Source organism: Oceanobacillus sp. NCCP-135 (genome assembly GCF_059698015.1).
On sequence record NZ_BAAKSZ010000015.1, the window covers coordinates 76,302 to 91,351 of the forward strand.

General features: G+C 36.9%; 14 protein-coding genes. All 14 read left to right on the forward strand.

The genetic code is table 11. The features are described 5' to 3' along the window. Nucleotides 1–141: 141 nt before the first annotated feature. The 14 genes from AC6HVZ_RS11995 (at nt 142) to lysS (ending at nt 13,907) form a co-directional block, all read left to right on the forward strand. On the forward strand, nt 142–879 hold the full coding sequence (locus tag AC6HVZ_RS11995) for a VWA domain-containing protein (protein WP_497558404.1): 738 nt from the start codon (nt 142–144) through the stop codon (nt 877–879). Next, nucleotides 842–1,774, forward strand: a complete 933-nt coding sequence (prkT, locus tag AC6HVZ_RS12000; protein ID WP_497558405.1) for a serine/threonine protein kinase PrkT — start codon at nt 842–844, stop codon at nt 1,772–1,774. The genes AC6HVZ_RS11995 and prkT overlap by 38 nt, the downstream gene beginning before the upstream one ends. A gap of 65 nt (nt 1,775–1,839) precedes the next feature. Beyond that, the gene (tilS, locus tag AC6HVZ_RS12005) at nt 1,840–3,234 is read left to right on the forward strand and encodes a tRNA lysidine(34) synthetase TilS (protein WP_497558406.1); all 1,395 of its coding nucleotides are present in this window, start codon (nt 1,840–1,842) and stop codon (nt 3,232–3,234) included. A 47-nt stretch (nt 3,235–3,281) separates the two neighbouring features. Continuing rightward, a complete protein-coding gene (gene hpt, locus AC6HVZ_RS12010; protein WP_497558407.1) occupies nt 3,282–3,830 on the forward strand; it encodes a hypoxanthine phosphoribosyltransferase in 549 nt (182 codons plus the stop codon). A gap of 146 nt (nt 3,831–3,976) precedes the next feature. Then, nucleotides 3,977–5,989: an ATP-dependent zinc metalloprotease FtsH gene (gene ftsH, locus AC6HVZ_RS12015; protein WP_497558408.1), complete on the forward strand. Its 2,013-nt coding sequence runs from the start codon at nt 3,977–3,979 to the stop codon at nt 5,987–5,989. Between the two features lie 438 nt (nt 5,990–6,427). Next, on the forward strand, nt 6,428–7,195 hold the full coding sequence (locus AC6HVZ_RS12020) for a type III pantothenate kinase (protein WP_497558409.1): 768 nt from the start codon (nt 6,428–6,430) through the stop codon (nt 7,193–7,195). Between the two features lie 43 nt (nt 7,196–7,238). Then, a complete protein-coding gene (hslO, locus tag AC6HVZ_RS12025; RefSeq protein ID WP_497558410.1) occupies nt 7,239–8,108 on the forward strand; it encodes an Hsp33 family molecular chaperone HslO in 870 nt (289 codons plus the stop codon). Between the two features lie 50 nt (nt 8,109–8,158). Further along, nucleotides 8,159–9,064: a peptidylprolyl isomerase gene (locus AC6HVZ_RS12030; protein ID WP_497558411.1), complete on the forward strand. Its 906-nt coding sequence runs from the start codon at nt 8,159–8,161 to the stop codon at nt 9,062–9,064. A 116-nt stretch (nt 9,065–9,180) separates the two neighbouring features. Further along, complete coding sequence (gene cysK / locus AC6HVZ_RS12035) at nt 9,181–10,113, forward strand: cysteine synthase A (RefSeq protein WP_497558412.1); 933 nt, start codon at nt 9,181–9,183, stop codon at nt 10,111–10,113. A gap of 100 nt (nt 10,114–10,213) precedes the next feature. Beyond that, complete coding sequence (gene folP / locus AC6HVZ_RS12040) at nt 10,214–11,047, forward strand: dihydropteroate synthase (protein WP_497558413.1); 834 nt, start codon at nt 10,214–10,216, stop codon at nt 11,045–11,047. After that, entirely contained in the window at nt 11,040–11,405 is a 366-nt protein-coding gene (gene folB / locus AC6HVZ_RS12045) for a dihydroneopterin aldolase (RefSeq protein ID WP_497558414.1), read from the forward strand. Before folP ends, folB begins: the two co-directional genes overlap by 8 nt. Next, nucleotides 11,402–11,914, forward strand: coding sequence for a 2-amino-4-hydroxy-6-hydroxymethyldihydropteridine diphosphokinase (gene folK / locus AC6HVZ_RS12050; protein ID WP_497558415.1), 513 nt, complete (start codon nt 11,402–11,404; stop codon nt 11,912–11,914). The genes folB and folK overlap by 4 nt, the downstream gene beginning before the upstream one ends. Then, nucleotides 11,884–12,111, forward strand: coding sequence for a helix-turn-helix domain-containing protein (locus AC6HVZ_RS12055; RefSeq protein ID WP_497558416.1), 228 nt, complete (start codon nt 11,884–11,886; stop codon nt 12,109–12,111). The genes folK and AC6HVZ_RS12055 overlap by 31 nt, the downstream gene beginning before the upstream one ends. Nucleotides 12,112–12,422: 311 nt before the next feature. Then, nucleotides 12,423–13,907 (forward strand): lysine--tRNA ligase, encoded by a 1,485-nt coding sequence (gene lysS / locus AC6HVZ_RS12060; protein WP_497558418.1) that lies wholly within the window; start codon nt 12,423–12,425, stop codon nt 13,905–13,907. Nucleotides 13,908–15,050 lie beyond the last annotated feature (1,143 nt).

The window sequence follows — 15,050 nt, forward strand, 5'->3', positions numbered from 1 at the left end:
TACGAATACGACTGCATGCACAACACAAAAAAATCTTAGGAAAGGATGCGCTACAAATTCTCTCACTATTCCTGCATTCCTACGTATACTTCTTTCTATTACTGGCGATGATGGTACTGGAAGAAGTTGGGAGGTAATGGTGTGAAAAAAGGGACGTTGAAACAGATTTTACTGATAACGGATGGCTGCTCGAATAAAGGGGAGGATCCTGCTGCAACTGCAGCGCTAGCAAATCAGCAAGGAATCACTGTCAATGTAATTGGTATTTTAGATGATGATCATGCAGAAGATTCTCTAGAGCTAAAAGAGATAGAGGAAATTGCACTCTCTGGCGGCGGTGTAAGTCAATTGGTTTATAAGCAGGCGCTATCTCAGACCGTTCAAATGGTGACGAAACAAGCTATGACACAAACTTTGCAAGGTTTCGTCAATAAGGAATTAAAGCAAATTTTGGGTTCGAATCAGTCACTTGAGGATCTCAATCCTGAAAAACGTGGTGAAATTATGGAAGTGGTTGAGGATATGGGAGAAACATGCGATCTGGAAGTGCTTGTATTAGTAGATACGAGTGCAAGTATGCATGATAAGCTTCCGACGGTGAAAGAAGCTTTAATTGATCTTTCCATAAGCTTGAATGCTCGGATTGGCCGGAATCGTTTTTCGATTTTTAGTTTTCCGGGTAAGCGAAAGGATATTCAGAAGGTATTTGATTGGTCACCTAAACTAGACGAAGTATCGACAATTTTTCCCAAGCTGACAAGTGGTGGTATCACTCCTACAGGTCCTGCAATTCGTGAGGCAATGTATCAATTTGGTAAGAATTACCTAAGGAGCTTTAGAAATGAAGATGAACCAGGAATGGAAGAAGCAGGGAATTGATTTAAAACCCGGCATGCAAATCATGGGTAAATGGCATAAGAAAAGCTATCGTATTAAAGGAAAACTTGGCTCGGGTACTATTGGAGCTGTTTACTTGTGTGAATTAAATGGCAAACAGGCTGCATTAAAAATTAGTAATCAAGGAACATCAATGACGATGGAAGTCAATGTGTTAAAATCTCTCAACAAGGTCCAAGGAAACCGGCTTGGACCTTATTTATTGGACGTGGATGATTGGATATCTCCAGATGGTGCAATCTACTCCTTTTATGTGATGGAATATTTGCGTGGAGAGACGGTGGCTTCTTTTATTCATAGTCATGGCAAGGAATGGCTTGGGGTATTTATGCTGCAGTTGCTTGAGGATTTGGAGCGGCTGCATCAATCCGGTTGGGTTTTTGGAGATTTGAAAAATGAAAATCTACTTATCGTTCATTCCCCCACTAGAGTACGCTGGGTTGATGTTGGGGGAACTACGCAAATTGGCCGGGCAATAAAAGAATATACCGAATTTTATGATCGTGGCTATTGGGGGTTGGGGTCTAGAAGGGCTGAACCGAGCTATGACTTATTTGCATTTGTCATGGTATTTTTACATGTATATTATCCGAAGCATTTTGCAAAGAACACCCAACCTGAAAAGACAATTTTCAATAAGATTGATGATGTAAAAGCTTTATCCCCTTATAGAAATTTATTAAAAAAAGCTATACTAGGAAAGTATCAGTCTAGTTTTCAAATGAAACAAGAACTAATCAATTTACTAAATCATGTACAACATCAGAAGCGATCATCAAGAAGGACAAAAAGAAAAAATACTGCTCCCTTTATGGTAGAAGCAGGAGGAATAACAATACTAGCAGTAAGTTATTACCTTTTTTCTCTACTTTTATAAGGAAAGTAGTTATAATAGGAGTGAAACCTCTATCGCTGAAATTGTTAAGTTGAGGATGGGATCAGATGAAAAGTATTGTTAAAGCATTTATGAAAAAACACCATTTATTAACAAAAAATACGACAGTTCTAATCGGTGTCTCTGGTGGACCGGATTCGATGGCCCTTATGCATTTCCTCCACTCCATCCGTAATGAGTGGAACTTAAATCTTATTGCTCTTTCTGTAGATCATCAATTAAGGGGGGAAGAATCGATAGCTGATCTGCATTATGTACAAGCGACTTGCGAGCGCTGGGGGATAAAGTTTAGAGGTACTTCTATAGATGTTCTTGCATATAAACAAAATAAGCAGATAAGTACAGAACTTGCTGCTAGAGAACTCCGCTACCAATTTTTTTCAGAACAAATGGAGGAATTCCAAGCAGACTATTTGGCACTCGGTCACCACGGGGATGATCAGATTGAAACAATGCTGATGAGTCTGGTGCGCTCAGCTAGTTCCAGTGTATTATCAGGTATACCTGTGAAACGCACATTTTCTACCGGAACGATTATTCGTCCGTTTTTATCTGTTACTAAACAGAGTATAGAGATGTATTGTCAGCGTAATAAAATCAATCCAAGAATTGATTCTTCAAATAATAGAACAGAATACACCAGGAACTTTTTCAGGAAAAAAATAATTCCGTTAATAAAAGAGAGAAATAATAATATACATACAACAATACAACATATGAGTGAAACGATTCACGAGGATGAACAATTTTTACAGAGTGAAACGCTAACTATGTTTCATAATATCATTGAAATTGATGATAAAAAAAAAATTGCAGCATTTCAAATTGATGTGTTTAAAACATATGCATATGCTTTACAAAGACGAGCCTTTCATCTAATATTGAACTATCTGTATGATGAATTACCAAGAGATCTATCTTACGTTCATGAAGAGCAGTTTTTTGCAATGCTGCAAACAGATAAAGGTAATGTCCAAATTGATTTTCCACATCATTTAAAATTGGAGAGGTCTTATAATAAGCTGATGTTTTACTTCCCTAATCTTCAGCCTCCAAATCCCTTTTATCACGTAACATTGGATATTCCTGGGACATTAACATTGCCGGATGGTTCATCGGTTACAGCCGATATTGTGAATCATGTTCATGAGCAGGATCGTTTTTCTTATTTTTGTAATACAGATCGTATTGCTTTACCATTACATATTAGAACCCGTCGATCAGGGGACAGAATGAGCTGGAAGGGTCTGGAAGGCAGCAAAAAGATAAAAGATATTTTTATTGATGCTAAAATTCCTAAAAAAGACAGAGATAATTGGCCGATTTTGGTCGATAATAATGGGGAAATTCTGTGGCTTATCGGATTAAAAAAAGGACAGCCTCAAAACCACTCCCAAAATACAACCTATATTCAACTGTTTTATACGGAGAATAACGGTTAACTTTGTAAGAGATGATTATTTCATGGCACGATGTAGGAGGAACAATTATGCATAATGATATTAAGCAAGTATTAATATCAGAGGAAAAAATAAGGAATAAATGCAAGGAAATTGGTAAACAACTGACAAAAGAATATGCAGGAAAATTTCCATTAGCAGTTGGCGTCCTGAAGGGTGCAATGCCTTTTATGTCAGATGTACTGCGCTATATGGAAGTATATTTGGAAATGGATTTTATGGATGTGTCAAGCTACGGTAGCGAAATGCGTTCCTCCGGTGAAGTGAAAATAGTGAAGGATCTGGATGCGAAAGTAGAAGGTCGGGATTTGCTAATTATCGAGGATATTATTGACAGTGGCTTAACACTAAGTTATCTTGTTGATTTATTTAAATATCGTAAAGCTAAGTCCATCAAAATTGTTACATTGCTTGATAAGCCAACAGGAAGAACGGCCGCTATTAAAGCAGACTTGATTGGATTTGAAGTTCCAGATGCGTTTGTAGTAGGGTATGGACTGGATTATGCAGAGAAATACCGTAATTTACCATATATTGGTGTGCTAAAACCGGAAATTTATGGTGGAGAAGAAGAATAGGCATTAATAAATGAATATGAGGTTGTTTATGAAGTGTATGACTGTGTGAAAATAATTCTATATAAGAGGATAAAATAGTTGTAATGAAACTTTTTCATATGATACGATGTAATATAGTTTTTCCCCGTATTGGGAGGAGGTAGGCAATGAACCGGATATTTCGGAATGTGTTCTTCTGGGTACTCATTTTTCTCGTCGTTGTCGGCGTAATAGGAGTATTTAATGGACAAAATGAAGAACAACAGCAATTTAATGTACAGGAATTTACAGATGCTTTAAATAATGGTGAAATCGAAGAAATGACGATGCAGCCAGCACATGGAATTATGCGCTTTACTGGGACGCTGACAGAAGGCGATAAGCAATTTGTCGCACAGGTTCCTGATAATACAGATATAATAGCAACAATTACAGATCAGGCAACTGAGCAAAGTGTGTTAAAGGTAGCGCAGGAAGAACAGCCTAGTGCGTTTGTAGCTTTCTTAACAGGGATTGTTCCCTTTTTACTGATTGGACTATTTTTCTTATTTATTCTTAGCCAGGCTCAAGGTGGCGGCGGCGGTGGCCGTGTCATGAACTTTGGTAAGAGCAAGGCAAAAATGTATACAGAGGAAAAGGAAAAGGTTCGTTTTACAGATGTAGCAGGTGCGGACGAGGAAAAGCAGGAACTTGTTGAAGTTGTTGACTTTTTGAAAGACCCTCGTAAATTCTCTGCTGTCGGTGCGCGTATTCCAAAAGGGGTACTTTTAGTAGGACCTCCAGGGACAGGTAAAACCTTACTTGCACGTGCAGTTGCAGGTGAGGCAGGAACACCATTTTTCTCGATCAGTGGGTCTGATTTTGTTGAGATGTTTGTTGGTGTAGGTGCTTCGCGTGTACGTGATTTATTTGAAAATGCTAAGAAAAACGCTCCATGTATTATATTTATAGATGAAATTGATGCGGTTGGGCGTCAGCGTGGTGCAGGACTTGGTGGCGGCCATGATGAACGTGAACAAACGTTAAACCAGCTACTTGTTGAAATGGATGGTTTTGGAGCAAATGAGGGAATTATTCTGATTGCTGCAACAAACCGTGCAGATATTCTTGACCCAGCACTGCTCCGTCCGGGACGTTTTGACCGTCAGATTATGGTGGATCGACCTGATGTGAAAGGTCGTGAAGAAGTTCTGAAAGTCCATGTTAGAAACAAGCCATTAGACGAAACAGTTGATTTAAAAGTTATTGCAATGCGTACGCCTGGATTTTCAGGTGCTGATTTAGAGAACTTACTAAACGAGGCAGCATTAGTTGCTGCTCGAGATGATCGTAAAAAAATTAGTATGTTAGATATTGATGAAGCTACAGACCGAGTTATAGCAGGTGTTGCGAAGAAAAGCAGGGTTATTTCCAAAAAAGAACGAAATATTGTTGCATATCATGAAAGTGGACACACTATTATCGGAATGGTGTTAGATGATGCCGATATGGTACATAAAGTTACAATTGTACCACGTGGTCAAGCTGGTGGTTATGCAGTGATGCTCCCAAGAGAAGACCGTTACTTTATGACAAAACCTGAATTATTTGACAAAATCACCGGTCTATTAGGTGGTCGAGTTGCGGAAGAGATTATTTTCGGTGAAGTAAGTACTGGTGCTCATAATGACTTCCAGCGCGCAACAGGAATTGCACGTAAAATGATTACAGAGTATGGTATGAGTGATAAGATTGGTCCACTTCAATTTACGAATGGCAGTGGCGGCGATGTTTTCCTAGGCCGTGATATTGGAAATGAACAAAATTATAGTGATGCAATTGCCCATGATATTGATCAGGAAATGCAGAATTTTATTAATCATTGTTATGACCGTGCGAAAACGATTCTTACGGAAAATAAAGATAAGTTGGAAATCGTTGCGAAAACGCTTCTTGAAGTGGAAACGTTAGATGCAAAACAAATAAAGTCATTGTTTGAAGATGGAGTACTTCCAGAACCTGAAGAAGATGAATCCAATGTTAAAGTGAATATTAACTCAAAGGATGAAGAAGCAAAACCGGATTCCTATGAAGAAGCAAAGGAGAAAGAGGAAAAAGAAAAATCTGATGAGAAAAGTTACATTGATGATCCAATCATGTCAGATAATACACCTCCTTCAGAGGATAACAAAAAAGAATAATTAATCAAGCAGTCACCTGACTTTAGGTGGCTGCTTTTATTTTCGCTTAGGAAACTATCACTGTATGTATAATGTGGAGACAAAAAACTAGAAGTGGAGAGATAACCACCTTTGATTCGATTATCTCTTAACTTTCACTCAGTTTCTCTCAACTTTCTTCCTTTATGTCTCAAGTTGACCGGTATATCTCCCAACCTCCGGCAAAACTCGTATCATATGCCTAATCACACCATAGAAAATTCATTTACAATAGAAATAGATTACAAGAAGGAACATGAAGAACTATTTTGCAGGACAAGAGAGTCTACGTAAGCGAAACATTTTTTGAAAGCCTTGCTATATCTCACAGCACTAAATTATAGAAATCACTCTTTTTTATTAAAATCCAAAGTATGGTATATTAAAAAAATAGAAACGATAGGAAGGTCGGTAAACAAAATGTTATTTGTTCTGGATGTGGGTAATACAAATACCGTTCTTGGAGTATTTGATAAAGATCAATTAAAACACGAGTGGCGAATAAAAACAGATCGATATAAAACAGAAGATGAATTCGGTATGTTAATAAAGTCATTGTTCGATCATAAAGGAGTTGCTTTTTCCGATATACAAGGTGTAATTATATCATCTGTAGTTCCTCCAATCATGTTCGCCCTTGAAAAAATGAGCAAGGACTATTTTCAATTGGAACCATTAATCATCGGGAAGGAAACTGTTCGATCCTTTTTAAAAATGTGTTATCCCAACCCGCAGGAAATTGGGGCAGATCGAATTGTTAATGCGGTAGGTGCAATTAATCAATATGGTGCCCCACTTATTATTATTGACTTTGGTACAGCAACAACTTTTTGTTATGTAAATGACGATGAGGAATATCAAGGAGGAATAATATCTCCAGGAATTAATATTTCAATGGAAGCATTATACAGCAAAGCCTCAAAATTACCCAAAATAGAAATTCAATCACCAAGTCAGGTAATTGGTTCTTCAACAGTCGAGGCCATGCAATCCGGTGTGTTTTATGGATATGTTGGACAAGTAGATGGTATAGTAAATCGTATAAAAGAGGAAATGAATATAAAGCCAACCGTTATTGCAACTGGTGGTCTAGCATCTTTAATTGCTGGTGAGTCAGCAACGATTGAGCATGTAGATCCACATTTAACATTAAAAGGATTGTATCTAATTTATCAAAAGAATAATTGACTTGAACAAATACTTTTCTATATCTTTATAAAGGAGAAACAACATGAAGGATTACTTAGTGAAAGCAACGATTTATCAGGGAATGGTTCGTGCATATGCAACTGTTACAACAAAAACGATAGAAGAAGCGCAAAGAAGGCAGGATACGTGGGCAACTGCCTCAGCTGCTTTAGGCAGGGCAATTACCATTACTGCAATGATGGGGGCAATGAATAAGGGTGATGATTCCATTACTGTAAAAGTAGAAGGCAATGGGCCAATAGGAGCTATTGTAACTGATGGTAATGCGAAAGGGCATGTCCGTGGATATGTGGCAAACGCCCATGTGGATTTTGATTTGAACAAAAATGGCAAATTAGATGTTGCCCGTGCAGTTGGAACGGAAGGGAACATAACGGTTATAAAGGATATGGGCTTAAAAGAATATTTCACTGGAGAGGTTCCGATTATTTCTGGGGAGCTTAGTGAAGATTTCACCTATTACTTCGCTACATCTGAGCAGATTCCTTCTGCTGTAGGTGCCGGTGTTTTGGTGAATCCTGATCAAACCATACTTGCTGCTGGTGGATTTATCGTACAGGTTATGCCCGGTGCAGATGAGGAGATAATAACACAACTAGAAGAACAAATTCAGTCCTTTCCGGCTATATCCAGTCTTATCCAGGAGGGCAATTCACCTGAGCAAATTCTTGAGCGCCTATTTGCGGAAGAAGAAATAAAGTTCCATGAGCAATTACCAATCGAATTCCGTTGTAAATGCTCCAAAGAACGGATTGCAAATGCAATAACCGGATTGGGTAATGAAGAAATTCAAAGTATGATTGTTGAAGATCACGGAGCAGAAGCAAGCTGTCATTTCTGTAATGAATTATACCACTTTACAGAAGAGGAGCTTGAAGAATTAAAACAGTAGAACTATGATCACTAAAAGAATGTACGATAAGAAATGGAAGGAAGTAATCTATGTCCAAAAAATTACTACTGGGAATTATCGTTGTACTTCTCATTACAAATATTGCATCATTATTGTTTTGGAACAATGAAGAAACTGTAGGAATTAATGATGGAGCTGAGGAAAAGAAAATAAATAGTAAAGAACCGGTAGCCTCTATTGGGAATGAAGACATATCCTATGAGGAATGGATGCAGGCACTTAGAAGCATGCATGGTGAAAAGCAACTGAAAATAATGATCGACCGTGCTGTTGTAAGGCAATTGGCAGAGGAAAATAATATAGAGGTACATGAGAAGGTAATGGAGCGGGAAATAGCGCTTCTGACTTCGATGCAAGGCGTTATGACAGCAGAGGAATTTGCTAAAAAGCAAGAAAATTGGCGAGAAGAAGTTAACTATCGCTATCAACTGGAACAACTTTTAACAATGGATACAGAGATCCCTGAAGAAAAGCTAAGAACCTATTATGATGAATATAAAAATCAATATAACTTTACTGCTTCCATGCAGCTTTCCCATATTATTGTGCAAGACTTTGATACTGCTGAAAAGGTTATCAGTGAACTTAAGAGTGGAGCTTCCTTTGAATTGCTTGCACAGGAATATTCGCTTGATGAAGAATCGAAAAAAGACGGTGGATACCTTGGTTTCATTACGACTTCAAGTCAATTTTTCCCGAATGGCTATGAAGAGGTGGCCTTAGCAATGGAGGAAGATTCTTATAGTGAAGCCTTTGCGGCAGATAATGGCATTGCAATTATTTATCTTCATCGCAAACTACCGTCGATTGAATTTACATATGATGAGATTAAAGACTATGTTAAAAGTGAATTGGCATTGCATGAAAAAGATCAGTCCCTATCAGCGAGCCCTTTATGGGAGGATTTGGACATTGAATGGTTATACGATCAATAATAAAATGATTCTCAGAAATACGCCTATTTCCTATCTTTTTAGTTGACATTAGTGGAATAAAAACGTACATTATAACTAAATCATACAAAATAACTAGGAATTAGGAGGTAGTTGTTATGAGAGTTGCAGATAATATTGCTGGTTTAATTGGTGAAACACCTATCGTTAAATTAAATCATTTTACAGATGAAAATAGTGCAGACATTTATTTGAAATTAGAATTTATGAATCCAGGAAGTTCTGTAAAAGATCGTATTGCATTATCAATGATTGAAGCCGCAGAAAAAAGTGGAGATTTAAAAAAAGCAGATACCATTATCGAGCCGACAAGTGGAAACACTGGAATTGGTTTAGCAATGGTTGCAGCTGCAAAGGGTTATAAAGCTGTTTTAGTTATGCCAGATACAATGAGTAAAGAACGTCGTAATTTACTTCGTGCCTATGGTGCTGAATTAATTTTAACTCCAGGTGCAGATGGTATGAAGGGTGCTATAGCAAAAGCCGAAGAACTAAAAGAAGCAAAAGGCTACTTTATGCCACAGCAATTTAACAATGAAGCAAATCCAGAAGTACACGCACGTACAACGGGAAATGAAATTGTTGAACAAATGAGTAATGGTTTAGACGCATTTGTTTCTGGTATTGGAACAGGCGGAACAATTACAGGTGCCGGAAAGGTGTTAAAAGATCATTTTGATGGGATAAAGGTATATGCTGTAGAACCTGAAGACTCCGCAATTCTTTCGGGAGGATCACCGGGTCCGCATAAGATTCAGGGACTTGGGGCAGGATTTGTGCCTAAAATTTTAAACACAGACATTTATGATGAAGTAATTCGAGTGTCCAATGAAGAATCATTTGAAACATCAAGAAAAGTTGCAACAACAAATGGTATTCTTGGCGGAATCTCAGCAGGTGCAGCAGTTGCAGCTGCAGTAAAGGTGGCTAAGCAATTGGGTAAAGGTAAAAGGGTTCTTGCTGTTTTACCTGATAATGGTGAACGTTATTTATCAACACCGCTTTATCAGTTTGAAGAAGCTAATGAATAAGATAGTTCAAAAGGATTGGTATCTGAAATAATTAGATGCCAGTCTTTTTTTTATGTGGTACCATAATGAAAGAATATATTTAGTGAAAGAAGGCTACTAAATGATTTTAAAAACAACCACAAAAACGTTTAATTTATTGGAATATACACATATAATGGGTATTTTAAATGTAACTCCGGATTCCTTTTCGGATGGAGGAAGCTATACAACAATTGAACAAGCTGTTGAACAAGCTATAGAAATGGAACTCCTTGGTGCAGATATTATTGATATTGGTGGAGAATCGACAAGACCTGATCATGATCCCGTGCCTGAAGAAGAAGAGATTGCCCGCGTGGTACCAATGATCAAAGCCGTGAAGGAAAAAATAAATATACCGATTTCCATTGATACATACAAAGCACAAACAGCAAGACAAGCCATTGAAGCGGGTGCAGAAATCATTAATGATGTATGGGGAGCAAAGAAAGAGCCTGAGATTGCCGAGGTCGCAGCAGATTTTAATGTCCCAATCGTTCTAATGCATAACCGAAATAATATGAATTATACTTCTATTATTGATGACATGAAAAAAGATTTACAGGAAAGCATTGAAATTGCAAGGAATGCAGGTGTTTCATCAGATAAAATTATCCTTGACCCTGGTATTGGTTTTGCCAAAACGGCTGAAGATAATTTAGTTGTTATGAATAACTTGGAAAAATTTAAAGATATGGGTTACCCGATATTACTAGCTACTTCACGAAAAAGGTTTATTGGTGGCGTTTTAGATCTCCCGCCGAAAGACCGTGACATTGGTACTGGTGCCACCACCTGTTTAGGTATTACAAAAGGTGCTCAGATTGTTCGTGTTCATAATGTAAAAGTAAATAAGGAACTTACGCAAATGATGGATGCAATGCTTGCTGCAGGAGGAGGGCATAGGGTTGGATAAAATAGTACTGAATAACATGCAGTTCTATGGTTTTCATGGTTTATTACCAGAAGAAAACAAGTTAGGACAGCGTTTTAATGTAGATGTGGAACTTTTTGCTGATTTAAAGAAACCTGGTGAGACCGATGATATGAATGATTCTATTCACTATGGACAGGTTTATGAAATAGTACAGGAGATTGTTGAAGGCAAAGCTAAAAATCTAATTGAAGCTGTAGCAGAAAGTATTGCTAAAAGTCTCTTGGCATCCTTTGAATTACTAAATGCATGTACAGTAAAAGTAATCAAACCAGATCCACCTATCCCAGGACATTACCAATCAGTAGCTGTAGAAATATACAGGGAGAAATCTGCATGAATAAGGCCTTTGTAGCGTTAGGAACTAATATTGAACCAAGAGTAGCGTATTTAAACAGTGCAATAGATTTACTGAATAAAAATAAGGGGATAGTGATTCAAAATAAATCTTCTATCTATGAAACAGCACCAGTTGGATACACGGATCAATCAGACTTTTTAAATATGGTTGTTGAACTAGACACACTTCTTTCTTCGGTTGAATTATTGGATGCTTGCCAGAAAATAGAGAAGCATTTAGGGAGAAAGCGGGAAATTCGATTTGGCCCAAGAACAATTGATCTTGACATTTTAGTGTATAATCATGAAAATAGTAAAACGGAGCGATTAATTATTCCTCATCCAAGAATGCATGAACGGGCATTTGTACTGATCCCGTTGAATGAAATTGCTCCTAACTTAACTATCCCTACAAAGCAAAAGCTTGTTGTAGAACTTCTAAATGAACTTCCAGAGTCAGACATAAAGGATGTAAAGAAATGGACGAAAAGCGGGTTGGCAGAAGGATAAAAGCATTTCGAAAATTAAAGGGCTATACGCAGCTTGAATTTGCTAAGGAATTGGGTGTTCCCATAGCTGTTCTCGGTGATGTGGAAAGAGGAACAAAACAAGCAACTGCGGAGCTATTAGATCAGATTGCTAGTTCTTTAGCTGTATCCAAGGATGAATTAACTCTAAGAAACAGAGGAGGAAATAGAGATGTTTAAGATAGGTGATAGTTGCGATTATGGAAATGCATAAACATGCTTCGTGGTATTTAAAAGGGCTTAAAAGGGAATGAACCTGTAAGAAAAAGGATTAATCATGCTGAAACCCTTGAACAATTAGTAGATATTCTGTATAGCTATACAACGGAATTAGAAGTACAAATTGCAGCTTCCTAACCTTAATGCTATAAGAGGAAATCTGCCAGTGATTTACTAGCGGATTTTTCCACTTGCTAGTTTGAAAAGGTAATAAACATGAAAAAAGTCCTTTTTTTCGATATACTTACATATAACAAATAACTGGAGTGATTATGGTGTCAGAAGAATTAAATGAACAGGTGCGCGTTCGTCGCGATAAATTAAATGCATACAGAGAGCAGGGTTTTGATCCATTTGGTGGAAAATTTAATCGTACTCATTTAGCAGTAGATTTAATTGGATTGTATAATCAATTTTCCAAAGAAGAATTAGAACAAAAAGGTGATCAGGTTACCATAGCAGGTCGATTGATGACAAAACGCGGAAAAGGAAAAGCGGGTTTTGCACACATTCAGGATTTAAGTGGGCAAATACAATTATATGTACGTAAAGATTCGATTGGTGAAGAAGCATATGAAATTTTCAAAACGTTGGATCTGGGCGATATTGTTGGTGTTACTGGGGTAATGTTCAAAACAAATGTGGGAGAACTGTCTGTTAAAGCAACGGAATTACAATTGCTAACAAAATCACTACGACCGTTACCTGAAAAGTACCATGGTTTAAAAGATGTGGAACAGCGCTATCGTCAGCGTTATTTAGATTTGATTACAAACATGGATAGCAGAGAAACATTCGTACTGCGAAGCAAAATCATTCAATCAATGCGAAGTTATTTGAATGGACAAGGGTTTTTAGAAGTGGAAACACCAATGATGCACGGGATCCCTGGTGGTGCTTCGGCTCGGCCGTTCTTGACACATCATAATGCATTGGATATCCCGTTATATATGCGAATCGCTATTGAGCTTCATTTAAAACGTCTAATTGTAGGTGGAATGGAAAAGGTTTATGAAATTGGACGTGTATTCCGTAATGAAGGGGTATCTACAAGACATAATCCGGAATTTACAATGATTGAATTGTACGAAGCCTATGCAGATTACCATGATATTATGGCTTTAACGGAAAAGCTCGTTGCCTATATCGCAAAAGAAGTTTTAGGGAAAACAAAGGTTACGTATGGTGATTATGAAGTTGATTTAGAACCAGAATGGAAAAGAATCCATATGGTTGATGCAATTAAAGAAAAAACTGGTGCCGACTTCTGGAATCAGATGAGTGATGAAGAGGCTCGTGGTTTAGCTAAAAAGCATGGGATTGAAATTAAAGATACAATGACTTTTGGACATGTAGTAAATGAGTTTTTTGAACAAAAAGTGGAGGAAACATTAATTCAACCTACGTTTATATATGGACATCCAGTGGAGATTTCCCCGTTGGCGAAAAAGAATAAAGAAGATAAACGTTTTACAGATCGATTTGAACTATTTATTGTAGGACGTGAACATGCAAATGCGTTTAGTGAATTAAATGATCCTATTGATCAACGTGAGCGATTTGAAGCACAAGTAAAGGAAAGAGATCAGGGAAATGATGAAGCGCATTTAATGGATGAAGATTTCTTAGAAGCATTAGAATACGGAATGCCGCCAACAGGTGGACTAGGAATTGGTATTGACCGACTTGTAATGCTGTTAACAAATGCCCCATCTATTCGTGATGTACTACTATTCCCGCAAATGCGTAATAAATAAGTATAGGGAAAGAACAACTTATACAGTGAGATTCTTCTAAAATCTTTCCTTGTGAGTTGTTTTTTAGTTTTATATTTATAATTAAGGGTATTATATAAATGTCCGAGAATGGTGATTGACTAAAGTTGGTGCTGCTTGTGGTACCTCCTTTTTTTATCAAGAGAAATTACCTAAATAATATGAATAATAATTTCCAGTTATTTCTTTTTAAAATAGGCTTGATTTACTCAAACAATCATGGTAAATTTAATATCGTTGCTTAAACAAACAAGCAGCAAAAACAAAAAGTGATAAAAAGATTTAAAATAACATAAAAAGTTGTTGACATTAACAAGTCAGCGTGTTATATTAATAAAGTCGCTGATTTGAGAGCGACATGATAATTTGCTCCTTGAAAACTGAACAAAACAACCAGTATGTAACGGATGTCAGAGGTAAGAAATTAGAAGTCAGATTTATATAATCTGGGTGAAGACGAACTACCCTGGAATTCATTTTTAAAGCTAAGACAAAAACTATTATAACCCATGCGGGGCAAGGTTTCATCTGTTTTTTTGTTCTCTGGGGTGAATTTTGACAGATCATCTAATTTCACTCTAAAAACACCAATATATCGCTCTTTATTGGGGGAAAATAAATTTGCCTTGTCCTTAACACCTTGGGACACTTGCACTTTGAGACTTCGCAATTAGCTCAATTTTTTTAAAACTTATCTTGTTAAGATCCAATTATTTTCGATTTAATTTTATCGGTACCTACTCTTATCCACAGCACTTTGTTTAAAGAAATTCGACATTTTTTTCTATCCACAACAAATATCGACAAGATAATCACAAAATATAGTAGTGTGGATATTTTTTATCTACAAGCCATGGAAATTGTGGATAAACATCGAAAAACCATTGCACACTTGCCTTTTATCTGCTATTATATTTGTGTTTAACTCTGAAAATAATTAATTTGAATATAAACTTATTAACAATCTGTTGATAAGTTGTGGATAGTTATTTCCACTATCGTTTATAAACTTATCAACAGATTTGTGGATAACGTAGATAACCTCATCAATATGTTATCATTATAATATATTCCTATCCACAACAGACAAATCTTTAAACATTTGGTTACTTACTGATTTTTTAT